Consider the following 26,064-nt stretch of genomic DNA (forward strand, 5'->3'; position numbering starts at 1 on the left):
AAACACCCGATACAATCGAGTGTTTCCTCACTTTTTCAGCGTATACATTTTCTTTGGTCTGCCTCGCATGGCTTGCTGTTCTTCGCCTTTTAATTCAGCCAATCCAAATTCGCAGAGACTTCCCATAATTCTCTGGGCATTGCGCACAGTCATGGATAAATAGGATGCAATGTCTGTCGTCGTAAACATATTCCAGCCCATCCGCTGCACCAACGCTTCGATCTTATGGTACGTTTTGACGCTGACATTGGCCTTGTTCAATTTGTCCAGCAGCTCTTTGTCGTTTGAGCGATACGAATAAGACAGTTGCTCGGTTTCTCCCGCTGATTCCATGATGACTCCATCATCCTGCACGATGACAATCCCGAAATCTGGTCTTTCCTTTGCATGTTGTATCGCTTTTCGCGCGTTGTTTTCAGCCGAAAATGCTGTCTCTCCAAAACCTACACCGACTGCTACCGGAACATCGGCTTCCATAGATAGCTGCTGGACTGTGGTCCGGAGCATCTCGATTTCCCGTTGGATGGCGCCACGGGTACTAAAGATCTGATAGCGGCCATTTCCATTGGCCAAGAGCGACCCGTCTAGCTTCTCGCACAGGAGTAGCAGGATCTGCCGAACTTTCAGCTCCAAATGCTGCAAGTGAAATCTCGTTTTTGCCCGTTCCGCGATTTTGTCCATCTGCTCCAACTCGATGATTTCCACGCCGATCTGAGTATCCTTGAAATACGAGCTTTTTGCTTTTTCAATGACCATTTTCATGGCTTGTCTAATTTCCATCTTGGTCATCAAGACCCGATATACTGGGATGCCCTCCTTTTGCAAAGCGCGTTCCACTGAAAAGAGTGTGGTAAAGGCTCCTTGCGTCTTCCCTTCTCTCCAGAGGTCCAGATGAAATTGCGTAATTTTCTGGGCGTCGTAATTCTCGTCGTACGTCAGCACATGCCTGTCCTCTTCCGGAATATCCAGCTCATACAACGATTCGTGCAAATACTCTCCTTCCGATTTGATCATGTCGACTGACACCCGTTTTACGACCTCATCATGGTCGATCGACATCTGGATAAAGCACCGATACAGATTCGATCCGGTAGGCGGACAATAGACGATGTTCGCATCCGGGCTAAGCACATTTTTTGCAATCGTAAACGGAATCGGCCCTGAAAAAAACCATCCATTGAATTCCCAGTCGCGCTCCGAGACAATGCTGCTCACGACCTTTGCATCCTCGTACGCAATCGGGACAAATTCAATGCCGTGCTCAAACTCATTGGCGACAGCCAAAATCCGCTCTACTGAGGGGAGCGGGCCCACCACACCTATTTTATACATAGTTCCGATTAGCTCCTGATTCTTTGTATGAGATATGTAACTTCTACTATATCAGACTAGGTAGCCAACACGTAATGGGTACAACATACACTAGTAAAAAGGAACTAGGTTGTGAATTATTTTGTCGATAAAGATAACTTTTAAATTGCCTTTAAAAAGAGAAAGAAATATTCTGAATATACGCTTTCATTTTCTTCAAGGGGGATCACTATGAAAAAGGGTATTACACTGGCAACCTGTCTGACCCTGTTATTGGGCGGGGCTCTCGCAGGCTGTTCCAACTCCTCACAACCATCATCACCCGCACCAGCATCATCCACCCAAACTCCTGCAGCACCGGCAGAGGCTACAAAGACAGAACCTATGGTGTTGCACTGGAGCATTAACAGCGAACCGCCTTCTATGGACCCTGGAATCGCTGTTGACGCAGACTCGTTTGACATGATCTACGCAGCGTTTGAAGGTCTGACCAACTACGACCTGAACGGTCAGCTGACCAACGCCACAGCAGAGAGCTTTACGAACAACGACGATTACACGAAATTTACCTTTAAGATTCGCAAAGAGGCCAAATGGAACAACGGCGATCCTGTGACCGCGAAAGATTTCGTCTACGCGATCAGACGGAACCTCGATCCAAAAACAGCCTCCGAGTACGCCTATCAGCTCTATTACATCAAAGGCGGAGAAGAGTTCAACACGGGTAAAGGCAAAGCCGATGACGTAGGCGTAAAAGCGCTGGATGATTATACGGTCGAATTCGATCTGAAATCACCGACTCCGTTTTTCCGCGAACTGACCTTCTTCCCAACCTTGTTCCCACTCCATCAAAAAACGGTAGATGGCAACCCGAATTGGGCAGCAGAAGCGAAAAGCATTGTTTCCAACGGTCCGTTCAACATGGAAACGTGGGAGCACAAGAGCAAAATCGTATTCACCAAGAGCCCTACCTATTGGGATAAAGACAACGTCAAGCTGGATCGCCTGGAAATCGTCATGATTGACGACAATAATACGGCATTCTCCATGTTTGAAAACGGCGAAGTAGACTGGGGCGGCTATCCAGCCTCCACGCTGCCAACAGATGCCATCCAATCCATCAAAGACCAAGGGAAGCTGATGGTAGCTGACAACCCTGGTACGCAATCCGTCGTGTTTAACACCACCAAACCACCATTCAATAACAAAAAGATCAGACAAGCCTTCTCGTATGCCATCAACCGCGAAGAAATCATCGACAACATCTTGCAAACAGGCGTACCGGCAGCATACGGTTGGGTACCGACTTCTATGGGGCTGAAGCAAGATGGCTACTTCAAGGCAGATCCTGAAAAAGCGAAACAACTGCTGGCAGAAGGTATGAAAGAATTGGGCTTGACCAAGTTCCCGGAAGTCACTTACACCTTTGACACAACTGACGTGAATAAAAAAGTGGCAGAAGCCCTGCAAGACCAATGGAAAAAAGCGCTCGGCGTCGATGTAAAACTGTACACAGCCGAACTGAAAGTGTACCGTGACATGAGATCGCAAGCCAATTTTGACATGATCCGCTTCCAATGGGGCGCTGACTTTAACGACCCGATCAACTTCCTGGAGATGTTCCGCGACAAGACAGGCGGAAACAACCATCCTGACTGGGAGAATCCGAAGTTTAAAGAGCTGATTGACCAGAGCTATCATGAGCCAAATCTGGATAAGCGCAAACAAATCTTGCTCGATGCAGAGACCATTCTCATGGATGAAATGCCGCTCGCGCCAATCAATTTCCGTGGCAGCCCTTATGTGAAAAATGACAAAGTCAAAGACTTCATCATCTATCCACTGGGTGGCGCGTACTTCAAGTTCACTTCCGTCGTCAAATAATCACGTATAGTCGATCACAAGCAACAAGCTGCACCGTCGTAACAGACAGTGCAGCTTGTTTTTTTTGATTCGTATTAACTCTCTACAGTTGCGTTCTTATCTTTCGGTGCAAAAACATTTCGCTTGAGAGCCACGATCGCACAGATAACAGTGAGCACCTGCGTACCGATCCCGTAAAGCTTTCGGAGCCATTTCCCGCAATCATCGCTCCCATGATGGTCGGCATGAGTGCGGATACGAGATTACCTACACCATTTACGATACCGTACGTGCTGCCGACACTCGAGTCCGGCGAAGCCGCTTGTACAATACTCGGAATCGCAGGTCCTTGTATGCCCCAGAACAGGAAGCTTGAAGGAGACATTCCGCCAGGCTTGGAAGACACCAGGTCTGATCTGGATTCTGTTGATCGAGATCGCGACTCTCAGCTATTGGCCACAATTAAGCCAATCGCAGACACGATCGGGCTGGCAGAGAAGATCGCAATGGAGACGCTAATCGCTGTGCCCAGTCCACCGACAACAAATAGCATGGAGACGCGTTTCGGTGAAATGCGGTCAATGATATACCCTGCTGATCATCTACTGATTAGGAGACTATTGATTCCTATCTCTATCCATAAAAAAAGGCTACACCCGCGCTTACTTTTGCGGTGTAGCCTTCGTTCCTTTATACGGTTAGAGATGTTTCTTTTGTCTCGTGATACACGTTCGTATCCAGTTCTTTCGTCGCCCTGCTGGTGAGCAGTCCTGCTGTCATGCTTCCGCTCACATTAAGCGCTGTGCGTCCCATATCAATCAGCGGCTCAACAGAGATTAGCAAGCCCACAATCGCAATCGGTAGATTCATGGAGGACAAGACCAGCAAGGCTGCAAAAGTAGCTCCTCCGCCTACGCCCGCCACTCCAAATGAGCTGAGTGCCACGACCGCGATCAACAACAGAATAAACGATGGTGTCAGTGGATCAATCCCTGCGAGTGGTGCTACCATCACCGCAAGCATAGCCGGATACGTACCTGCGCATCCGTTTTGCCCGATAGAAAGGCCAAATGATCCTGCAAAATTGGCGATTCCCTCTGGAACTCCTAAGTCTTGCGTCTGTGTTTTTACATTCAGCGGCAATGCGCCAGCGCTGGTCCGGGAAGTAAAGGCAAACGTAAGAACAGGCAGCGCCTTTTTCACATAAGTCACTGGATTCAATCCTGCGAAAGCCAGCAAGAGCAGGTGCACGATAAACATCACAATCAAGGCAACGTAGGACGCCACAACGAATTTCCCTAGCTGCCAGATCGCATTGTAGTCGCTGGTAGCCGTCACCTTCGTCATGATCGCAAGCACTCCGAATGGGGTCAGGCGTAAGATTAGTGTGACGACCCGCATCACGATGGTATGGAGGGTGTCTACTATTTTGGAGAACAGTTCAGCTTGCTCCGGATTTTTTCGTTTGATTCCTATATACGCGACTCCGATGAATGCGGCGAAAATTACGACGGCGATCGTCGAAGTCGGGCGCTCTCCCGTCAAGTCTTGGAACGGATTCGCTGGCAAGAGCGAAACAATTTTTTGCGGCAGCGTCGTGTTCTGAACATCACCCAATTTTTGACCCACCAGTTCGATTCGCGCTTTTTCCGCATCCCCTTGCTGAAGCTGGGCGCCGTCCAAATGGAAAGCCAGAGTCGATGCGATCCCGATAGCTGCCGCGATGGCAGTCGTCCCCACCAGGATACTGAGAATGAGCGAACTAATTTTTCCGATGTTATTCGCTAATTTCAGTTTCGTAAAAGCAGAGACAATCGAGATAAAGACCAGTGGCATGACGATCATCTGGAGTAGCTTTACATATCCGTTTCCGACGATATTGTACCAATCGATCGTCGTTTTCAGGACATCAGATTTTGTTCCATAAGCAAATTGCAAGACTAAGCCAAACAAAATCCCGATCCCAAGTCCGATAAAAACCCTTTTGGAGAACGAGACGTGTTTCTTTTGCAGTGTGTACAAGCCAACTATGAATAAAAGCAAAATAATTATGTTTGCGATGATCAATAGCGTAGACATGCTTCTCCTCCTCTTCTGTACTTTCATTTTCTCTAAAGGTTATTGAGCCTTATCTATTTATATTCGTATAATTCCGATTTGTAAAGTATGAATTTAAAATAAAAAATCAGGAATCGCAAACATGGCGACTCCCGAGTCCACCTATTCGGTTATTTCAGTTGCTTGCTAATGAGATTCCAGATCCAAGTCAGCACTACGGCACCGATGACACCGGCAATGACGTTAAATCCGGCCCACATCCACAGCCAGTTCCCCAAGACGAGGTCGCCCAACCAGCTTCCCAACAGAGCCACGATCAGTGAAGCCAACCAGTTCGTTCCACCTGCTTTTCCTGTCATCAGCATGTTCATTGCCCACCAAACGACCAACCCGACTAATGCCCATACGATCCAGAACATACGACACACACCCTTTCTCATGATGGTAACGCTTACATAAGGACCATAAAAATTATAGTTATCTGTTACTATCATATTGAAAACCTTCGGATGTGTTCGTAGGTACATGCCTGTTTTCATGCGAGTAAAGGCTTCTTACACAGTTTGCTAATCAATTAACTGTAGCAGCGGGGCAGAAAAGGGAGAAAACGCTCCAGGTTAGCCACTAATACCTTCGCTTTTTTCTCCCTTTTCCTGGTCAGCTTTTAATCATATCCCTCCCCTCAAAGATAAAGGGATAGCTATATAGCTATCCCAAAACTTCTCACGGATTAGCGACTGGCCAGCCAAATGCGCTGCGCTGTCGCCGTTTCTGTTTTAGTTAATATAAAACTCTGCGCGCCGATTTGCCACACTTGGCAATTTACTGCGGACGCGCTGAATGCGATCCAGATCAAGCTCCGCCACGATGAGCGTTTCTTCTTCACCTGCACTCGCTAAAACGACACCCATCGGATCCACGATCAAGCTACGTCCTGCAAAAATATTGCCCACCTGATCGGCCGCGCAAACGAACATCGTATTCTCAATCGCTCTCGCACGGACGAGTGTCTCCCAATGATCTTCTTTCATCGCGCCTGCTACCCATCCAGCTGGTACGAACAGGATGTCAGCACCTTGCAGGGCAAACTGTCTCGCAATTTCCGGGAATCGCACTTCATAGCACACCATGAGGCCGATTTTCCCAAACTCCGTCTCCACCACCTGGTATGGATTGTCGCCCGCAGCGATAGCCTCGGACTCCACGAACGAAAAGGCATCGTACAGATGTGTCTTGCGGTACGTATGGATCAATTCACCAGATCGGTTCAGGAATACCGTCGTGTTGTATGCTCGATTAGGATCATGGTCGATCTTTTCGTACATGCCGCACACCACATAAACGCCATGATCACGAGCCGCTTGCGCCAGCCCGGTAACGAAAGGTCCGTCCAAAGGCTCCGCTACCTGTGCTGGTGTGACACCTGTTTTCGGTGTGGCTGGTGCGAGATACATTTCAGGCAGAATAACAAAATCTGCCCCGGACGCTTTCGCTTTTGCGATGTAAGTAACTGCTTTTTGCAGGTTTTCCGCTTTATCCATGGTCGATGTGAGTTGCGCAATCGCTACTTTCATCTATTCTCCGCCTTTCACGTTGGTCAACATACTTACTGAATAGTATAACTGATTTTATCCGTTTGGAAGGAGTGCTTCTTATACTTGGGCAGTTGACTTGGCGTATTCGCTTGCCCTACTTAATGTGGACGGGGAAATCCCAGCTTCTAGTGGTTTCTGATCAAACCGAATGAAACGTTGACGGACATCTAAACATCCATCCCCCCTCTCTTCCCTCTTCCTGGAAGAGAGTTTTTTTATGTAAGGTACAAGCGTTACGCAATGAATGCTTTACCGATCCATCTCCTTGTATATAATGGACTTGTCAGATTGATGAGAGGTGAGACCATGTCTATCCGTATCAAATTGCTGCTCTCCTACACGGGAATGCTGGTCATCAGCCTCTTGATGTTCGGGCTGACAGCGGGCTTGTTTACCATCGCAGCCACCGGAGATATACACAGCATTCGTGATTTTTATAAAGTCCATTACCAGTTGAACCCGTTGACAGAACAGGAGGAATCGATCTTCCTAGACTTGAAATACCTCGCCAAGAATACCCCAGACGAGCTTTTGAACAAACAATTGCTCGTCGACTACGATTTCAAGCTTCGGACAGTGCGTGCCGGGCTCTACGTGCGGCGAGAAAGCAATCAGGTATTCGAGTCATACACGTTTCATCAACCGGAATTGGAGCAGAACCTGCCTCCTTATGATCTAAACAACAGTCAGATTCGCAACACCTTCAACATCGGTGAGCGATTTTACGCGTATGCCAAATTCGACTTTCTGTATTCGGATGGGGCTAAAGGCAGTGTGTTTGTCATCCGGGAACGCAGTCCGTTCGCAGAGGTGACTCGCCGTCTGCTCCCTATTCTCCTCTTTATCTTGCTCGGCGTGCTGGTCATCGCCAATATGCTCCTGTACCGCTGGATTACCAAAAGCGTGATCAAGCCGCTCAACCTGCTGCGCAACTCGGCAGAACGCATCCAGGAAGGCGATCTGCAATTCGCTCTGAATCTGCATTCGAAAGACGAGATCGGTCAATTGAACGAAGCCTTTGAGAACATGCGAAAAAGATTACACGAATCGGTCCAGCTCCGTTTGCAGGACGAGGAAAACCGCAAAGAACTGATCTCAAACATCTCGCATGATTTACGCACGCCGATCACCAACATCAAAGGCTATATCGAGGGAATCCGAGACGGTGTTGCTGATACGCCTGAGAAAATGGACAAGTACGTCAATATTATTTACGCCAAAACGGTGGACTTAGACAAGCTCGTCGATGAGCTTTTCCTCTACTCCAAGCTCGACTTGAAACAGGTTCCCTTTACCTTCGAGTCTTTGAACATCGTACCGTTTCTCGACGATTGTATCGAGGAGCTCCATTACGGTTTGCAAGAGCAGGGCATCGACCTAGAATGGGAAAATCGCACAGACAAGCCGATATGGGTACTCGCTGATGTAGAAAAACTCAAGCGTACCGTGTTGAATATCATCGATAATGCCCAGAAATTCATGGATAAGCCCGAGAAAAAGATCCATGTATCGCTGCAACCAGATGATCGATATGTCACGATCGAGATTCGAGACAACGGAATGGGAATTCCGCCTGATGCAATCCCCCATCTGTTTGAACGCTTTTACCGAGCGGAACAATCACGCAACTCGACCACAGGCGGCAGTGGATTAGGCCTGGCGATCGCTCACGAAATTGTGGAAGGGCACGGCGGGAAGATCTGGGTCAAAAGCGAGCAAGGAGTTGGCACCAGACTGTTCTTCTCGCTGAAACGTACGACAAATCCAGGAGGCTATCACGCACATGACACGAATCCTGATCATTGAAGACGAAACGACGATCGCGCAGCTCGAACGGGACTATTTTGAGCTAAACGGCTTTACGGTCGACCTTTGCCACACGGGCGATGAAGGCTTGCGGCTGGCTCTGAACGGGGAGTACGGACTTCTCATCATTGACTTGCAGCTGCCAGGCATCGATGGCTTCGAGCTGTGCCGCCAGATTCGCCAGGCAAAGGAAGTGCCAATATTAATCGTCTCGGCCAAAAAGGAAGAGCTGGATAAAATTCGTGCCTTTAATCTCGGCGCGGACGATTACATCACCAAGCCATTTAGCCCGAGTGAACTGGTCGCCCGTGCCAAAGCGCATTTGACCCGTTATGAGAGGCTGCTCGGCAAGCAAGGGCAACAGCAAAAAGACGAAATCCACATACGTGGCCTCGTCATGGATAAAGCGTCTCGTAGAGTGTATGTGCGCAACCAGGAAGTCATTTTCACCACCCGGGAATTCAACCTGCTCGAATTTTTGGCGAGTCATCCCAACCGCGTCTTTAGTAAAAACGAGCTGTTCGAACGGATTTGGGGGATGGATTCGAGTGGCGATATCGCAACGGTCACGGTCCATATCCGCAAAGTACGGGAGAAAATCGAGATCGATCCCTCAAATCCACAATACATCGAGACTGTCTGGGGTGCCGGCTACCGTTTTACCGTGTAGGCTTATCGCAGTTTAGCTTTTTTTAATATCTGGTTTCGAAACTTTTAAGATCAGGTTTCTAGGCAGTTTAGGTCTCTCGTCTATCCTGTGAATAAGGCAAGCAATACTAGCCATCCATGATACGAGGAGGACTTTCTGATGAAAAAGATTTCAAATAAAGTAGCGGCCATGGTTCTGACAGCTGCATTGGGCACCGCCTCTCTCCCTTTTGCCACGATGACGGCTCACGCTGCTTCTAGCGCGATTTCTTCCCCTCTTACAGCCCAGGAGATTCAAGGAGCGGTGAGTGAATTGGCTCGCCTCGGTGTCATGCAAGGGTACGCCGACCGCTCCATGGGCGCTCACAATCAAATCAACCGCGCTGAACTGGCGAAAATGGTTGTGAAGACCTTTAACCTGGAAGGCAAAGCACAAACTCCAGCCAAATTGACAGATATTCAACCGAATTCTTGGGCATACAAATACGCCTCCGAGCTAGTCGGACTTGGTATCATGCAAGCGGAGGATGGACAATTCAATCCAACAGGAACAGTCACAGACGCAGAGCTCGTGCAGATCGTGTCCAAAGCTCTAAACCGCGATACGAAATCCGTCAACTACTGGATGGAACGATTCTACTCTGGCAACCAAACGGCATCTCGCGGTGAAGTCGCCTTCTTGCTGAAGACCGCACACAAAGCGATCCCGTCCGAAAAAGCGAAAATCACGAGCGTACAGTCGTTAAATGCCATTACGTTGATCGTCACCTTTGATGCTCCGCTGACAGCAGAAGATGAAGTGTTCGCGAAAGCAAAAGCCGACTTCGTCTTTAATGACGGGCTGACACTGACCAACATGCCACGATTGAAAACAGGCTCGATGGCCACTTATATCGTCCCGACTTCCGTCCAAACAGCAGGTACGACTTACAACCTGACTTATAAGGGCAACAAGGCAGGAACATTCACAGGGAATGCGACCAAGCTGCAAATGAACGAAAGCAGACAGGTAACGAACGATACGTTTGAAGTAGAAGCGCTGAGATCGGATAACGTCACCGATTACGGATACGTCATCTCAGCCTACAGCGCAGGACGTGGTGAAAACGCCTATGTCCTGGATCAAAACAACCGTGCAAACGGCACTACCTATCAAATCATCTCGTCCATGCAAGCACGGCAAGTAACGATTACACCTGCAGGCGGTCAGCCAATCGTAGCGAAATATGTTCCATTCACCCAATCGACAGACGGCAAACAAGAGCCAAAATTCCGTCTGCCAGAGGGACAAGTCCTGACCCCGGGTGTGACGTACACCGTAACTTCTGACTGGGCTACGATCAAGAACCCGACATTTGTAGCAGAAGAAATCGCTCCTGTGGAAATAACGGAAGCGGAAGCACTCTCTGACACTTCGATTGCCATCACATTGGCTGAAGATCCTGGCGATGAGCTGTTCTCCGGGCGCAGTGTGGAGTTGACTGCAGAAAATGGAGAAAAATTGCTCGCCACCTATAAATACTCCAGCCGTAAAGGAGCTGTTGGCATTTTTGACCTCCAGCAAAATGGCTCACTGGCTGAGAGCACGATTTATACCGTTACACCTGTTGGCGAATGGGCTGGGGATTCTCAGGCTGAGTTGACTGTGGAATAATAGGGGCTATGAACCATTGCATTCCAGCAGAAAGGAGAGGGTTTGCCTTGCTGTATATGGGCCTGATTGCTTTCACTCTGGCGCTCACAGGCTGTGAGATGAAAGTAGAAACCATGCTAGGAAACAACGAGCAGCAGCAAGCGACCCAAGCGGAGAACATGGAGATCAAAAAGCTGAACCAGGCGTTGTTGAAAGCAGTGCAACAAGGAGAGCCGAATACTATTTCTCAACTGTTAGCAGATGGAGCTGACATTAATGCAACGGATGATACGGGCAGGACATCTGCTTTGATCGCCGTACACACAAACCAGCTGGACGTCTTCAACCTGCTGATCAAGCATGGCGCCAATATCAACATCCGCGATGAGCGATTAGACAACCCACTGCTTTACGCCAGTGCGGCCGGCTTGCTCGACTTTGTCAAAGCCTCCATCGCGGCTGGTGCTGATACGACGATCACCAATCGTTTTGGCGGAACCGCTCTGATCCCTGCTGCCGATCGCGGGCATGTAGCGATCGTCGAAGAACTCCTGACCCACTCCGATGTCAATGTCGATCATATCAATCGCTTGGGCTGGACTGCTCTGCTCGAAGCCGTCATTCTCGGAGATGGCGGGGAAAAGCACCAGCAGATCGTCAACCTGCTGATCCAGCATGGCGCTGATGTAAATCTCGCCGACCATGACCGAGTGACTCCTCTGCAGCACGCGAAAAATCGCGGCTATCAGGAAATGGTGGACGCATTGACGCAAGCGGGAGCGAAGTAATCACCCTCGGAACAAACATAAGCAAAGGCCCCTCAGCCTTTGCTTTTTGTTTTGCCCTACTGGATGTATGGCTACCGTATGATATTCTTCCCGTAATAAATCTCATCCATCTCATTGTGCAGTCGCTCGGTAATATCCCGCTGCTCCTCAGGCGTGAGCTTATCCTTGGTATAGCCAAACAGGTAATTGTTCAGATCAAATTGCTTCAGCTTACATTTGGTGTGAAAGATATTTTCCTGGTAGACGTTCACGTCAATCATGTCATACAGATCAATGACTTCATCCGGGATGTAATTTTGGATGGAGCTGATGTCATGATCAATGAACAGCTTATTGCCATCGATATCCCGGGTGAATCCGCGGACCCGATAATCGATCGTCATCGTATCCGTCTCAAACGAGTGAATCAAGTAATTGAGTGCTTTTAACGGGGAGATCTCTCCACAGGTAGAGACGTCAATATCGGCTCGAAACGTGCTGATCTCTTCATCGGGATGATACTCCGGATACGTATGAACGGTAATGTGGCTCTTGTCCAGCTGCATGACTACCGAGTCCGGCAAAGGTCCTGGCGATTCCTCATACGATTCCGTCGGGACTTCAACGACTGGCCCCTCTGATACGAGAAAGGTAACACTGGCACCCTGCGGGACGTAATCCTGTTTAGCGATATTCAGGACGTGTGCGCCAATGATATCGGATACGGTTTTCAGGATGCTGGTCAGGCGGTCAGCATTGTATTGTTCGTCTATGTACTCAATGTAGGCTTCCCGTTCTTCCTTCGTTTTCGTATAGCAGATATCGTACATATTAAAGCTCAGAGACTTGGTCAAGTTGTTGAAGCCGTGCAAGGTGACGTGTTTTTCTGTCATCGGTTTCACGCTGTTCATCTCCCTCCCGCTGCACTCTCTTTCATAACTTACCCAATTGATTGCTTTCATCCATCATCTTCACGAAAGAAATAATAAAAAGGTCCCATCCATTTCTGGACAAGACCTCACTGATTAACACTGCCGAACATGGGTGAGAGCCGTCCAAGTCCCCCGCTCTCCTGCCCGTATGGAGGGAGGCTTCATCAAGACATTGCCTTGCAGGACGTAATGGCGGAGATTTAGCAGCGGTTCGTCCTTACTGAACAAGCTGCCTACAAAGGACGCGAACTGAGTATCAAAAGCGATCTGTCTGGTTGCTTCGTTCCATGTTCCCTGCATCGGAATAAACGTGCCGCGAAAATTCACCGCGCCATTTACCCTATTATTCGTGACGCTCTGAATAAACAATGTCCCCAATGATGTAGGTCTGCCTCCAAAGCTGGCCTGAATGTCCCATGTCGTCGGGTACGGCAAGCTCACCCTCGTCATTTGTCCGATTGCCAAGGCTACCCTCTCCTTCATTCATGATGATTACGATCGAACAAAAAGGTACCCTACAGTATATGAACCCATGGGGAGACGTCACGTAGGCAAACGTACATTATTTGGTAATCGACTATGCATTCAAAAAGGACCTATGCCCGATCCACCCGTGTAATCTTGGTTGCGCCCACCAGTCCGACCCATTTTTTAAGCGATCCTCCTAGCTTTTCTCCGATTGCTCCATTCGTTGATGACCATGACGAGCAAGAGAACGATTCCCCACATAAAATCTTTGAAGAAATTTCCTACATGTAAGGCGTTCAAACCGCTCGATAAAAATTGGAGGGTCAAGACCGCCATCACGATCCCCGATACCTTCCCAAATCCACCCTTTGGATCGACCCCGCCCATCACGGCCACCAATATCGCCTGTAGGATGTAAGACGTCCCATAGTCTGCTTTTGCAGAATTGGTCTGGGCGACGATGACCAGACCGGCTATGGCTGCCAGCATACCGCTGATGGCGTATGTCTTTAAAAGTACACGGGTGTTGTTTACGCCCGAGTAGATAGAGGCCGTCGGATTTGCCCCCAGCATTTGCAGCTTCATTCCATAAGATTGCTTGTTCAACAGCACATACGTCCCCAGAATACACAGGCAAAACATGAGCAACGGTACAGGAATGATCCACAAGCTGCCATTTCCTATCGTCGTATACAGCTCTGGGAGCCCGACAATCGCTTGTCCTTTGGTCAGGATAATGGCGAGTCCCATGAAGAGCTGCATCGTTCCCAAGGTCACCAGGATCGGAGGTATTCCAATCCTCGTAACCGCAAAACCATTGAACAGACCGCATATCAGTCCGACCACGAGTGCGGCAATCACACCCAGTAGGATGTACAAAAGACTCTCGCCTGCCGTCGCTTCAGCTGGCAACAATCGCACCATAACCGAAGCGGCTATGATCGAGGTGAGATTGGCGATCCCTACGATGGACAGGTCGATGCCTCCCGAGATCATCGTGAGCATCATGGCTAACGCAAAAATACCAAACACGGGAAACTGAAACGCCATCGATGTAAAGCTATCCAATGATAAAAACGTGCGCGGACTAATACCTGCCATCAAAGCGAAGACGACGACCATGAACAGACACAGCCGGATCGTGCTTGCATCCTGTGGCAAATAGCGCTTCAAGGAAAAAGACGAGCTACCAATTGGCGTAATTGGCTCGGGATTGCTTCCATTTGGGTTTGTCATAACAAGCCTCCTCCAGAAGTGGTTACGTAACGATCGATTTTCGCCTCATGATCGATCTCTTCACCTGATACGCCGCCACGCCCGTTCCGATCAGGATCAAGGCACCGATGACAAACCGCTGCCAATAGGAAGGAATCCCCAACAGTATCAAGCTGTTCTGGATCGTGATGACGAGTAACAATCCCAACAGGGAGCCTAGCACTGTTCCATGCCCGCCCGTGATGCGCGTCCCTCCGAGCACGACCGCGGCAATGATCAACAGCTCTGTACCCAGCAGGTCGACCGGATTGGAATTACGCATCATTGTCGTATGAATCATGCCTGCGACTCCGGCCATGAGTCCGACAAAGCCATAAATAAAAAACTGTATTCGCACCGGAGAAAAGCCGATCCTTTGCGCAGATACGGGATCGCCTCCCAAAGCGTAGATCCCCCTGCCCATCATCGTATACCGCAGCAGCAACGCCACGAGTACAATGACCCCAAACGTGACAAGGACGGCAACAGGCAGTCCCACTGTTATTCCGCTATCATTCGTAAACTTGAAGACTTGTTCCTTGGAAAAGGACAAGAGCGGCTTGGGCAAATCACTGATCTGGCTGCTGCCGACAAACGTCAGGAGAAATCCACTGAACATAGAAGAAGTACCCAGCGTCACGATCAACGCGGGCAAGCGAAATAGAGATATAAAAACGGCATTGATGAGCCCCAGGCACAGACCAATCACCCCCGACAGAAAAAAGGCAACAAACACCGGGCCGTCATAGTGCATGGAATGAAGAATTTTCGTGGCGCAAAACATGCTGAAGGTCGCAATGGCAGGGAACGAAACATCGATCCCTCCTGAAATAATGACCAACATGGCACACATCACAAATATCCCGGGAACGATCCCACTACGGATCAGATCGAACAGATTGGTGGTGGTAAAAAAAGCACTGCTTTGACTGCCGATCACGAGAAACAGCGCCAGGACGACGATCGCCACGTAAAATTCACTGGTCTGCACTACCTTTTTCATATGCTCTCTCCCCCTACCGACTCACTACTATGTGGCTTCTTGCAATCGCGTCCATTCCTCTTGGCTCCATTCCTTACCCGCCATTTCCCCAACCAGACGTCCTTTTTTCATGACCAGTACCCGATTGCAGTTTTGCTTGAGCTCAGGCAAGTCATCGGAGATCATCAGCACTCCCATGCCTTCCTTTGCCAACGCTCGTATCACTTGATGAATGTCTTCTTTGGAGCCAATATCAACCCCAACAGTCGGCCCATTCAAAATGAGCAGGCGTGGATTTGTCGCCAGCCATTTGGCGAGAACGACACGCTGCTGATTGCCACCGGATAGCGTCTTGACCGGCAATGCTGGGGAGTGTGCGACGATCCCCAAGCTCTTGATCCAGTCCTGAACCGTACTTTTCACTTTGGCCAGATCGATCATGTGCCAGTGACTGGACAGCCGGTCGACCACACTGATGACCATGTTGCGCTCAATGGATTGCTCCAAAAAAAGGCCCTCGGTCAGGCGATCCTCCGGCACATACGCAATTCGTTGCTCAATCGCGTCCTGTACGGTGCGAATCTGCTGCTCCTTTCCCTCGATAAAGATTTTGCCACTCGTCGCCGGACGCAAGCCAAAGAGTGACTCTGCCAGCTCCGTGCGACCTGATCCCAGCAAGCCCGTCAATCCCACAATTTCCCCTGCTTTAATCTGCAACGAAATATGTTCAAAGCACCCCTGCAACCCGAGATCCTCCGTTTGCAAGATCGGTACTGTTGTCTCCTCTTTTATCTCGTAATAGCTTTCTTCAATCTGTCTCCCCGTCATGAAAAAAACGAGCTTGTCGCGATCCAGCTGTTGGACCCGTTCGGAAACCACGTTCTTACCATTGCGCAAAATGGTGATTCTCTCGGAAATCTCAAAGACTTCTTCCAGCTTGTGACTGACAAACAAGATGGTCATTCCTTCTTTTTTCAGGCCGCTAATGACAGAGAACAGCGACCTCACTTCTTTTTGCGTCAAGGCTGTCGTCGGCTCATCCATGATGATCAGCTTGGCCTTGTGCATCAGTGCTCGTGAAATGGCAATCAACTGCTTGTCAGCAACAGACAACGTCTCGACCTTTGCATCCAGATCCAGCTGGATATTCACTTTCTCCAGCGCCTGTTTGGCCATCTGCCTCATCCTGCGCCAATTTACCAGCTTCCTGTTTTGCGCCAGCTCCGTATTAAGGGCGATATTTTCTGCTACGGTCAGGTTGGGAAAGATGGAAAAGTCCTGATAAATAACCTGAATCCCTTCGTTAATCGCATCGATTGGCGTTAGTAGCTTGCGTTTCTGACCGTGAATCAGCATTTCGCCATGGTCCGGTGCGTGCACACCGGACATGACTTTGATCAGAGTGGATTTCCCGCAACCATTCTCTCCGGCCAGACAATGGATCTCTCCATAATCGAGTTTGATGCTGACATCCTTCAGCGCTTGAACACCGGCAAATGATTTGCTGATTCCTGACAATTGTATGAGTGACATGATTGCGGTTCACCCTCTCTATACGTGTGTGGGATTAGAAGTTGTAATCGTTCATATTCTCCTTGCCGACACCTACCCAAGCGCTGCCGAACAAGTATTTGCCGTTGACCACCTTGATGCTTTCGTAGCCCTTCACCCCGAGATTCGCGCCTTCTTTGATGTCTGCTTTCTTGCCGTCCAGCACCATGACAGCCAGCTTGTTCATGACATATCCAGCATCAGCGGGATCCCAGAATCCGATCATGCTCATCGCACCGCTCTCCAGATACTGCTTGCTGACGGACGGTACACTCGTACCCACGACGTTCACTTTTCCTTGCAAACCCATTTCCTCAACAGCCAATGCCGCACCAGCTGCGTCGTTACCGGACGCACCCTGGAAGCCTTTCAGGTTGGGGTAGGCTTTGAGTGTTTCACGGAATTTCTCACTCGCTGTCTTCTGATCGTCATTCGTCTCCAGCTTGCGGGCGACTGCCTTCATGTTCGGGTATTTTTCCTGCTGGCGCTTGTACGCTCCTTCTTCCCACTGCATATGCGATTTCGTCGTCAGGCTGCCTACCGTCGTCATGTATTCGCCCTGCTCACCCATCGATTTCGCCAGACTGTCCATCAAGAACGCGCCGTAGTCCAGATTGTCGAACGCCTCGATGTTAAAGTCCGTATTTTCAAAGCCGTCCGCTTCATGCGTAATGACCACAATCCCTTTTTCTTTTGCCTTTTTCAGCACAGGCTCCAACGCTTCGGCAGAGAACGGAACGACCGTGATCGCGTCCACTTTTTGAGCGATCAGGTCCTCGATGATTTGCACCTGCAGCGCCGCATCTGCTTTTTGCGGCCCTTGCATGAACGTTTCGTTGCCTGTTTCCTCACCGAACTTCTTAATTCCCTCGTTCATTCGGTCAAACCACGCGACACCCGTCAATTTGACTACTGTGGCGATCTTGTACTTTTTGCCGCTGGCTTGTTTTCCCGTCTCACCTTGTGGCTGTGTGCCTCCCCCACCGCCACTGCATGCTGTCAGTAAGAGCAGCAATACAGCCAGCATCAGGCTCACGAGCGTCAAACTCCTTTTCTGTCTGTTCATGAACGTCGACCTCCCTTATCTACTGTGTGTAATGAAAATGACATTGTCACATGTCATGCACTACCCCTGTCGAAACGCTTTTACCTTTTCCATAAAAGCTCGGACTCGCACTTGATCTACATGATTTTCGAATTTTCCGTCTAATTTAAAAGTAGTACCGACCACTGCTCCATCCGCGATGGATAGCTGCTGCTCCAGATTTTGCATGCGGACTCCGGTATTTGCTAATACGACCGTTTCGGGTACCGCTTCCTTTACCCGCTTCAGGATTTGCGAATCTGTCTCTGTCCCTGCCGTCAAACCCGATACGCACAAAGCATCCGGTCGATTATTAAACACAGTGGATTTCGCGACATTCTCAATATCCCGATCCGCCAAGTACTTCGCCGCTTCCGGTACGATATTAAAGAGCAGCTTTACATTCTCCGCACCGATCCGATATTGATGCCGCACCGTTTCGCCGACATTGGTGTTCCAGATCCCAAAGTCACTCGCGTAGACACCGGTAAAGATTTCACGGACAAATTGCGCCCCTGTCGCCGCAGCCAGATCGAGCGATTTTTTTGCATCCCAGAGCACGTTGACCCCAAAAGGAATCTTGATGTCGCTCTTTAGTTCCCCGATGATTCTCGCCATCGCCGCTACCGTCTCCGTCTTTACATCGGTCAAATACGGCAGGCTAAATTCATTGGAAAACATCACGGCATCCACACCGCCATCCTGAAGAGCTCGTAAATCCTTTCGCGCCATTTCCACGACGTATTCCATCCCTTTTTCTTTTTGAAAAGAAGGATCACCCGGCAAAGGGAGCAAGTGACACATGGCGATAATCGCTTTTTCCGTTCCGATTACTTCATTTAACCAAGTCATTGATTGACTCCACTCCTCTGATATGTAATAGGTTACCCGCGGCTCAGGTCCAGCCCGTGATCACACGTGAGCAACAGCTTTTCCAGCAAGCAAATGAGCTGCTCGACATCCTGCAAGTCGACTGCCTCTACCGGAGCGTGTGTGTATCGTGCCGGATAGCCGAGATCCACCATCGGGATGCCGTCATTCTCCAGCTGGCTAAAAGAAGCATCCGTCAGAATCCCCATAAATACCGCTTGTTGTAATGGAATCTCCTGTTCTCTCGCGATCTTTTGCAAATGCCTCACCAGCTTGGGATTGGGGATCAGTCCACCCAGCGTACCTCTCCCATGAAAGGTGTACATGCCGATGCTTGGGCCACCTCCGAGGCGAATATCTGCGCTTCCTTTCAGATCGGGGGTATCCGTCGCGATCGTAATATCCAGCGTGATCGCCAAATGTGGATTTACCCTTCGAACGGCTGGCAGCACCCCGCGCAAATTAAATTCCTCCTGCACGGAAAAGACAATGTACAGCTCGCACGGCAGTCCTGTATCCTGCAAGCGATCTGCCAGCTCTAGCAGGGTCAGGCAGCCCACACGGTTGTCGAGCGTATTGCTGAAAACGATGGAGCCATTGTCAAAAAACTGCCGGGCGTACCCTACAGGCGTACCAACCGATATTCCTGCATCCAGGGCGTCCTGTTTACTCCGAAAGCCAAAGTCGGCATAGATCTCGTTCACCGGGAGCACCTTATATTTTTCGTCTTGCTTTGTGACATGATGGGATTTAGTGCCAACGATGCCGTTCCACTGTTTTCCCTCTGCTTCGATCAAAAGTGTCGTGCCTGCCAAGCTCTTCTCCGGAATCCCTCCCAGCCGCTCCAAGCGCAAAAAACCACTTTCTTCAATCTTGGTCACCACCAATCCCAACTCGTCCATATGAGCGAACACCATGACCCGATACGGATTTTCCGTCTGCAATCGATTCATGCGCACGATGACATTCCCAAGCGGATCGATCTGGATCTCCTCTGCCTTGCCCGCCAGTCTCTCCTTCACATAACGAATGACAGAATCCTCGTAACCAGACAAAGCCAAACAAGACGTCAAGTCACGCAGAACCTCTTTCATTTTTCGATAATCTGGATTCATGCTTCGTTCCCCCGTTGTTTGGTTAAGTTAGCTCATCCATCAAATCACGTGTTTGCCGATACAGTCGGTGATAGAGCTCATAGTAGCGTTCATATAAAGGCTGATGAGCCTCTTGTGGTGTGATCTCTTCCTTCACTCTCACCCATTGATCCATCTCCGTGATGTCTCGATACCAGCCGAGTCCCAGCGCACACAAAAAGGCGTTTCCGTAAGCCGCGCCCAGTGTAATTTCCGGGATGACCTGCGTCATTTGACAAATGTCACTCACACTTTGCAGCCAAAGGCGATTCTTGACGCCACCCCCTACTGCGACAGCGCGATGGATTGGAACCTGCATACTCCTGATTTCGTCCATGTTGTGGCGAATGGAAAACGAGATGCCCTCCAGAATCGAGCGATACATGTCCGATTGCGTGTGATGGAGGGTGAGTCCGAAAAACACACCCTTTGCCGTTGCATGATGAATGGGTGTTCGCTCTCCGCTAAAATAGGGTAGGGTGAGCAGTCCATTTGCACCGGGTGGACTCTGCTCTGCCAGCTTCGTCGCATACGTGTATGCTTCATCGACCGTCATACCACCAGTGGAAGGATCCCCTCTCTGTCCCGCTACGGACAACCATTGATCAATGAACCATCGGGTGAGGGAGCCTGCTGTAGCCGTACCACCTGTAATCGTGTGTGAGCCAGGGACTGCGTGCAGATTGGCCCACAAGGTTTGCGTTTTGGGTAAGTGGGGAGCTACGAGAATAAAAAAGGTAGAGCTGCCGTACATGAGCATCAGATCGCCCTTGTGCACCGCTCCGACACTGATCGCCTCGGAGAGCGCATCAGCTGTGCCCGCGATCACCTTTGTTCCTTGCGCTAATCCAGTTTGGTCTGCTGCCTGCCTCGTCACTTCGCCTACAATCTCATGACTCCAGGTGAGTCGGGGCAATTGATCCAGCTCACAGATCGCACTCGCCAGCTCCGTGCTCCATTTCAGCTGATGAATGTCAAAGAGGGGAGCGTAGGACGCAGCCGTGTAACGGTCGATGATCTGCTCATCTGTCAGCTTGTAGACGAGGTAGCCCGAGCCACAGAGAAACTTGGCCGTTCGCTCGTAGATGTGCCGCTCCTCTTGGCGGATCCAGAGAATTTTCGGTCCTGCCGACTGAGCAGACAAGGATTGCGCGGCTACTTGAAAAATCCGTTCTTCTCCGATTTGTTCATTCAGTTCATGGACCTGCTTTTGGGAGCGCGTATCTACTCCGTACAGAATCGCTTTACGCAACGGCTTTCCCTCGACATCCACCGGGACGACAGCCGGGGCGATCGAGCTGACCCCCACCGCTTTGATTTCCTCTGGTCGGATCCCGTATTTGTCAGCTGCCTTTTGCGTGATGGCTTTGCTCAATTGGGTAAAGTCATGCCACCATGTTTGCTCCGCATCATGCTCGGCCCAGCCTCGTTGCGGGATTTCCAGCCGATGGGCTACCGCCTCGCTCACAAGGAGCTTCCCTGCCTCATCTACCAGCGCTCCCTTTGACTCATAGGTACCAATATCAATCCCCAGCACATAAGCCACGTCATTCACTCCCCTCGCAAACCGAGATGATCGCATCCTTCATGCTGTCACCTATTAGACGTAGGTAATTTTGCCTTGGAAATGATCCTCGGGAAGCTCCCCGTCAAAGTCACCTTTATTCGTGATCATTTCGTCGATCTGCTCTGCTTCACATACCTTGATCAAGGAAGATTGCCCAAACTTGGTCCTGTCGACGAGGGCGATGACTTCTTTCGAACGATTGATAAAGGCTCGTTTGATTTCGGTCTCCTCGATGCTGTAATCCGTGAGGCCCGTTTCCAGACTGATTCCGGCTACCCCGAGATAAAAGCGATCAAAATTGAACTTCATGATCGTCTCTTGAGCGATACTGCCGACCATCGACATTTCCGTTTTGCGGATCAGCCCACCGATCATATACACCTGGAGATTGCTCTTGGCGAGGATCGAAGCGACCTGTATGCACGAAGTAAACACCGTGATGCCCGAGCGCTTTGTCAGCTCCCTCGCCAATTCGGCCGTTGTGGTACCGACATCCAGTGCGATCACTTCGCCCTCCTGGACCGTGTCTGCCACATACTTGGCGATCGATTGCTTGAGCTCGTGATTTTTCTTTTGCCGCTGGTTGAACATCGGCTCGAATCCTAGCTCGGGAAGGGAGGCTCCTCCCCTTTTGCGGACGATCATTCCTTGCTTTTCCATCGCGGTCAGATCTCTGCGGACGGTGACCTCGGATACGTGCAGGGACGCCGCCAATTCTTCTACGCTCAATGGGGATTTTTCGTTTAGAAAATTCAGAATCTCTTTCTCGCGATCTGTCGCCATACTTATCGATCTCCTCTTGAATGAAATAATACATGAACGATCATATTCGATCAATTAAAAATCATGAATAATCAGAAATTGATCATTTCGAAATGTTACTTCGATCATATGTGATCATGAAAACGATTGCAATACTAGGAAAAAGAAAACAACGACTAGCCTCTATCCGACTAGTCGCTGCTCTTATGACTGACTTTCTATTTGAACCAACCTTTTTCCTTGAAATGCGTAATCGCCTCAATGCGGTTGCTGACCCCGAGCTTGTCGAGAATCACCGAGATGTAGTTACGGACGGTTCCTGTCGTAAGGAACAGCTGACTGGCAATCTCCTTGGTGTTTTTACCGTCGGCAATCAGCTCCAGCACTTCCTTCTCCCGCTCGGTCAGCGGATTTTCCTGTCCGTAGGCTTCATCCACCAGCTCTGCCGCATATATACGTCGACCAGCCATGATGCTGCGTATCGAGCTGGCCAGCTCCTCGCTGGGACTGTCCTTGAGCAAATAACCATTGGCTCCCGCTTTCAGCGCCCGCTCAAAATAGCCTGGACGGGCAAACGTCGTGAGGATCATTACTTTACAGCCACAGCCTTTTAATTCTTCTGCAGCATCCAGCCCGCTTTTGACCGGCATCTCGATATCCATGATGCAAATGTCCGGCTGATGGAGATGAACGAGCTTCACCGCATCTTCCCCGTTGCTCGCCCGACCGACGACCTTCATATCCTCTTCCAAATCGAGCAGGGACGCCAGAGCACCCAGCAGCATCCGCTGGTCCTCGGCAATGACAATTCGAATCATACCCCCGCCTCCTTTTCCGGTTGTTTGAAGACGTTTGGTACCTTGATCACGACCGTTGTTCCGCTTTCTGCTGATTCGATATCCATGCTACCGTTTACAAATTCGAGCCTTTCCTTCATGCCCCGCAGACCATTCCCGCGGATGTACGCGTATTCCGCTGCCATGCCGATTCCATCATCCCTGACTTTTAGCAGCAAATCCGTTCGCGTCGGCTCTATCACAACGGAACAAGTAGTCGCTCCACTGTGCTTTACGACGTTCGTGACAGCTTCCTTCAAGCACATGCTGAGTACGTTCTCCGTCATCAGCGAGGTATTTTGCAGGTTGGGATCTCCCTCCAAGACGAAGTCAATCTCTGCTGCTTTGGTGATCTGCTTGACCCGAAACAGCTCATCCTCCAGCCGTGTCCCACGCATCTGGGTGACCATTTCCCGCACTTCCTTGAGGGCGATCCTCGCAGTCTGACGGATTTCTTCCAGCTCCGTTTGGGCACGACTCGGATTTTTACTGATCAACTTGGAGGCAAGATCACTCTTCAGCCCGATCAACGACAGCTTTTGTCCCAACGTATCATGCAAGTCACGGGCGATTCGCTGACGTTCCTCCAGCTTGACCAGCTCGGAAATCTTTTTATTCGCATCCTCCAGCTGTCCCTGCAGCTTCTCTCCCTTGTTCCAGTTGTACGTCGTGACGGGAAGCAAAATCACAGCTACGAGGCTGACGAGGACGAAAGGCAGCTGCCTGAAAAACTCCGCGTTTTTCGATAAAAAGCCGAGATTGATCGTGACCACCGTACTGATCAGATGGACCGTATACAGCGTAAAGAATCCGATCTTATTTTGAATATGTCCGATGAAGAAAGCCAGAAATAGCGAGAAGTACACGTAGCCGAACAGGACAGTCATCGCAATCGAAATAATGATTTGCAAACTCGTCCAAAAATAGACGGCCCACCCTTTGGATAAAAAGGAGAGCACGTAGCAGATAAAAAACATCAAGATCATCACGATCCCGATCACCACTTCATATGTGGAGGAGGACCGGAAGATAAAGTAAAACGGGAGGATGTAAAAGACCACCCAGACATACGGGCTGAGGCCAGTATTTTTATGAAGAATTTGATACCACTTCTGCATAGTTGCCCACCTTTTCTTGCCACTTATGCTAAGTGTATCCCAAACGATCAGGTTATGCAGGGTTATTTTCCTTCCAAACTCGCTCTTGGCACCGGAATGGAGTCCGTCAAAGCATCCGCTACAGCTGCTGGACGACCAAGATCCTGAAAACCGACGAACCTTTTATTCTCCTCGTCCCACAGGCGGAAGCGCAGCGATTTCAAGCTGGATGCCAATGTGATCGTAGTTGCCTGCTGGAGTGGCTTTGTTTCGTTATGTGCTCTCTCCAGATTGTAGTTAGGAACCTTAGGGCTCAGATGGTGCACGTGATGGAATCCGATATTGCCTGTAATCCATTGCAGTACTTTTGGCAGTTTGTAGTAGGAGCTTCCTTCGACCGCAGCTTTTACGTAGCTCCACTCAGCTTCCTCTTCAAAGTAGGAGTCCTCAAACGTGTGTTGGACATAAAACAGCCAGACACCAAGCAGACCGGATACGAAAAAGATAGGGCCTTGGATCATCAGAAACGCTTGCCAGCCAACTGCCCAAATCATGAGTGCATACAGACCAACGATCAGGCCATTCGTCAAATAGGTGTTCAAACGCTCTTTGCGTCTAGCAGCTTTGCGGTTGAAACGGTATTGAAATACGAATACAAAGGTAGGACCAAATATGAACAAAACGATCGGGTGGCGGTAAATTCGATAGGCGAAGCGAGTCCACGACGATGCAGACGTATATTCTTCGACCGTCATCATCCAAATGTCGCCAACTCCTCGTTTATCGAGGTTACTGCTGGTCGCGTGATGAATGGAGTGACTGTTTTTCCACTGCTCATACGGACATAGTGTCAAGACACCCGTAATAATGCCGAGAATGTCATTGGCCAGGCGGCTATTAAAAAACGATTGATGGCAGCAATCATGAAAAATAATAAACGTGCGGACTGTAAATCCGGCAGCGATAATCGTCAAAGGAAGGGTGAGCCAATACGATACAGGCAGGCAGAGATACGCTGCATACCAGAGTAGCAATAGCGGCCCGATCGTGTTAATCAGTTGGCGGATACTTGCTCTCGTATCCGTTTTTTCATAAGGAGCAACCTCTTTCTTCAAATGGGCAATGTTGGATTGGTGCATCGCATATCCTCCTCGATCTGACGCGTGCGCTGGACGCCTGGCAGACAGGAGTCAAACGCTTTATGCTTTTCACTTATATTGTAGAAAATACAGACTTTTTGCTGTAGTCATAAACGTCAAGTCGAGGGTATGACAAATGTCATGGGTGTAAGCGGTTTCTTCATTGTATTTTCCAATAAGGGAATTATCTGGTTGGCCCCGTCCTTTGGTTTTGCGGTCGATCAGACTGTGGTGGCGGAGAGGAAAAAGGGGAAGACGCTCCAGCTTCGTAGGAACACCTGCTGGGGGTCATCCCTGCCGGCTCCATGCAAAAAACAAAACCGCGTCCAAAGCAGCCGTCTCAGGATGCTTCTCAGAGGTGGACACTTAAAGGCGTGTTTCGTTTTTTTCCATTACGCCTTGGCTGGTGTTCCTAAGATCTTCCGCTTATTTCCCCTTTTTCCTCAGCCCAGCTTTGGCTCATCCACGTGCCGTACTTTGTGGGCTTTCCTGGGAGTTCCTTTGAGAAAAACCTACATGGAACCATGTCTTTGAAGAACGAAAGCTTGGTTTTCCTTATTCAATCGCTCCCTTGACACATCGAAAAGACATATTTGACGACTTCGTTCTTCTCTTGATTCACCTTATGTCCTTCGAAGCGTAACGATTGGGATATTAAGCTATTGATCCCTTGAACCTCTTAATACCAGGTAGCTAGAAACCACAACA

22 protein-coding genes are annotated in these 26,064 nt (G+C 49.6%); 5 read left to right on the plus strand and 17 right to left on the minus strand.

What is annotated here, in order from left to right:
• Positions 1-27: 27 nt before the first annotated feature.
• A complete protein-coding gene (locus AN963_RS27105; RefSeq protein ID WP_055747597.1) occupies positions 28-1,332 on the minus strand; it encodes a hypothetical protein in 1,305 nt (434 codons plus the stop codon).
• Between the two features lie 210 nt (positions 1,333-1,542).
• Between AN963_RS27105 and AN963_RS27110 the strand changes: the two genes are divergently transcribed.
• The gene (locus AN963_RS27110; RefSeq protein ID WP_055747598.1) at positions 1,543-3,195 is read left to right on the plus strand and encodes a peptide ABC transporter substrate-binding protein; all 1,653 of its coding nucleotides are present in this window, start codon (positions 1,543-1,545) and stop codon (positions 3,193-3,195) included.
• A gap of 669 nt (positions 3,196-3,864) precedes the next feature.
• Here the strand turns inward: AN963_RS27110 and AN963_RS27115 are convergent.
• From AN963_RS27115 to AN963_RS27125, 3 genes are all read right to left on the minus strand, one after another.
• A complete protein-coding gene (locus AN963_RS27115) occupies positions 3,865-5,253 on the minus strand; it encodes an L-cystine transporter (RefSeq protein WP_055747599.1) in 1,389 nt (462 codons plus the stop codon).
• 149 nt (positions 5,254-5,402) lie between these two features.
• Complete coding sequence (locus tag AN963_RS27120; protein ID WP_055747600.1) at positions 5,403-5,651, minus strand: GlsB/YeaQ/YmgE family stress response membrane protein; 249 nt, start codon at positions 5,649-5,651, stop codon at positions 5,403-5,405.
• A gap of 357 nt (positions 5,652-6,008) precedes the next feature.
• The gene (locus tag AN963_RS27125) at positions 6,009-6,806 is read right to left on the minus strand and encodes a carbon-nitrogen hydrolase family protein (protein ID WP_055747601.1); all 798 of its coding nucleotides are present in this window, start codon (positions 6,804-6,806) and stop codon (positions 6,009-6,011) included.
• Positions 6,807-7,133: 327 nt separating this feature from the next.
• Between AN963_RS27125 and AN963_RS27130 the strand changes: the two genes are divergently transcribed.
• From AN963_RS27130 to AN963_RS27145, 4 genes are all read left to right on the plus strand, one after another.
• Positions 7,134-8,633, plus strand: coding sequence for a sensor histidine kinase (locus AN963_RS27130; RefSeq protein WP_055747602.1), 1,500 nt, complete (start codon positions 7,134-7,136; stop codon positions 8,631-8,633).
• A complete protein-coding gene (locus tag AN963_RS27135; RefSeq protein ID WP_055747603.1) occupies positions 8,611-9,303 on the plus strand; it encodes a response regulator transcription factor in 693 nt (230 codons plus the stop codon). The genes AN963_RS27130 and AN963_RS27135 overlap by 23 nt, the downstream gene beginning before the upstream one ends.
• A 138-nt stretch (positions 9,304-9,441) precedes the next feature.
• A complete protein-coding gene (locus AN963_RS27140) occupies positions 9,442-10,935 on the plus strand; it encodes an S-layer homology domain-containing protein (protein WP_055747604.1) in 1,494 nt (497 codons plus the stop codon).
• A gap of 98 nt (positions 10,936-11,033) precedes the next feature.
• Positions 11,034-11,702, plus strand: coding sequence for an ankyrin repeat domain-containing protein (locus tag AN963_RS27145; RefSeq protein WP_055747902.1), 669 nt, complete (start codon positions 11,034-11,036; stop codon positions 11,700-11,702).
• A 71-nt stretch (positions 11,703-11,773) separates the two neighbouring features.
• On the opposite strand, the gene speD is transcribed toward AN963_RS27145, so the two are convergent.
• From speD to AN963_RS27210, 13 genes are all read right to left on the minus strand, one after another.
• Complete coding sequence (gene speD, locus AN963_RS27150) at positions 11,774-12,574, minus strand: adenosylmethionine decarboxylase (RefSeq protein ID WP_407922570.1); 801 nt, start codon at positions 12,572-12,574, stop codon at positions 11,774-11,776.
• 132 nt (positions 12,575-12,706) lie between these two features.
• Positions 12,707-13,078: a hypothetical protein gene (locus AN963_RS27155; RefSeq protein WP_055747605.1), complete on the minus strand. Its 372-nt coding sequence runs from the start codon at positions 13,076-13,078 to the stop codon at positions 12,707-12,709.
• A 186-nt stretch (positions 13,079-13,264) separates the two neighbouring features.
• The gene (locus AN963_RS27160) at positions 13,265-14,317 is read right to left on the minus strand and encodes an ABC transporter permease (protein WP_055747606.1); all 1,053 of its coding nucleotides are present in this window, start codon (positions 14,315-14,317) and stop codon (positions 13,265-13,267) included.
• Between the two features lie 22 nt (positions 14,318-14,339).
• Entirely contained in the window at positions 14,340-15,338 is a 999-nt protein-coding gene (locus AN963_RS27165) for an ABC transporter permease (RefSeq protein WP_055747607.1), read from the minus strand.
• 27 nt (positions 15,339-15,365) lie between these two features.
• Positions 15,366-16,850 (minus strand): sugar ABC transporter ATP-binding protein, encoded by a 1,485-nt coding sequence (locus tag AN963_RS27170; protein ID WP_055747608.1) that lies wholly within the window; start codon positions 16,848-16,850, stop codon positions 15,366-15,368.
• A gap of 34 nt (positions 16,851-16,884) precedes the next feature.
• Positions 16,885-17,934, minus strand: a complete 1,050-nt coding sequence (locus AN963_RS27175; RefSeq protein ID WP_055747609.1) for an autoinducer 2 ABC transporter substrate-binding protein — start codon at positions 17,932-17,934, stop codon at positions 16,885-16,887.
• A 60-nt stretch (positions 17,935-17,994) separates the two neighbouring features.
• Positions 17,995-18,804, minus strand: coding sequence for a BtpA/SgcQ family protein (locus AN963_RS27180; RefSeq protein WP_055747610.1), 810 nt, complete (start codon positions 18,802-18,804; stop codon positions 17,995-17,997).
• A 32-nt stretch (positions 18,805-18,836) separates the two neighbouring features.
• Positions 18,837-19,937 (minus strand): M42 family metallopeptidase, encoded by a 1,101-nt coding sequence (locus AN963_RS27185; RefSeq protein ID WP_055747611.1) that lies wholly within the window; start codon positions 19,935-19,937, stop codon positions 18,837-18,839.
• Positions 19,938-19,959: 22 nt separating this feature from the next.
• The gene (locus tag AN963_RS27190) at positions 19,960-21,501 is read right to left on the minus strand and encodes an FGGY-family carbohydrate kinase (RefSeq protein ID WP_055747612.1); all 1,542 of its coding nucleotides are present in this window, start codon (positions 21,499-21,501) and stop codon (positions 19,960-19,962) included.
• A 54-nt stretch (positions 21,502-21,555) separates the two neighbouring features.
• A complete protein-coding gene (locus AN963_RS27195; RefSeq protein WP_055747613.1) occupies positions 21,556-22,305 on the minus strand; it encodes a DeoR/GlpR family DNA-binding transcription regulator in 750 nt (249 codons plus the stop codon).
• A gap of 197 nt (positions 22,306-22,502) precedes the next feature.
• Positions 22,503-23,102, minus strand: coding sequence for a response regulator transcription factor (locus AN963_RS27200; RefSeq protein ID WP_055747614.1), 600 nt, complete (start codon positions 23,100-23,102; stop codon positions 22,503-22,505).
• On the minus strand, positions 23,099-24,238 hold the full coding sequence (locus tag AN963_RS27205; protein ID WP_055747615.1) for a sensor histidine kinase: 1,140 nt from the start codon (positions 24,236-24,238) through the stop codon (positions 23,099-23,101). The genes AN963_RS27200 and AN963_RS27205 overlap by 4 nt, the downstream gene beginning before the upstream one ends.
• Before the next feature lie 62 nt (positions 24,239-24,300).
• Complete coding sequence (locus AN963_RS27210; RefSeq protein ID WP_055747616.1) at positions 24,301-25,356, minus strand: fatty acid desaturase; 1,056 nt, start codon at positions 25,354-25,356, stop codon at positions 24,301-24,303.
• Positions 25,357-26,064: the final 708 nt, after the last annotated feature.

Source organism: Brevibacillus choshinensis, assembly GCF_001420695.1.
Taxonomy (GTDB): domain Bacteria; phylum Bacillota; class Bacilli; order Brevibacillales; family Brevibacillaceae; genus Brevibacillus; species Brevibacillus choshinensis.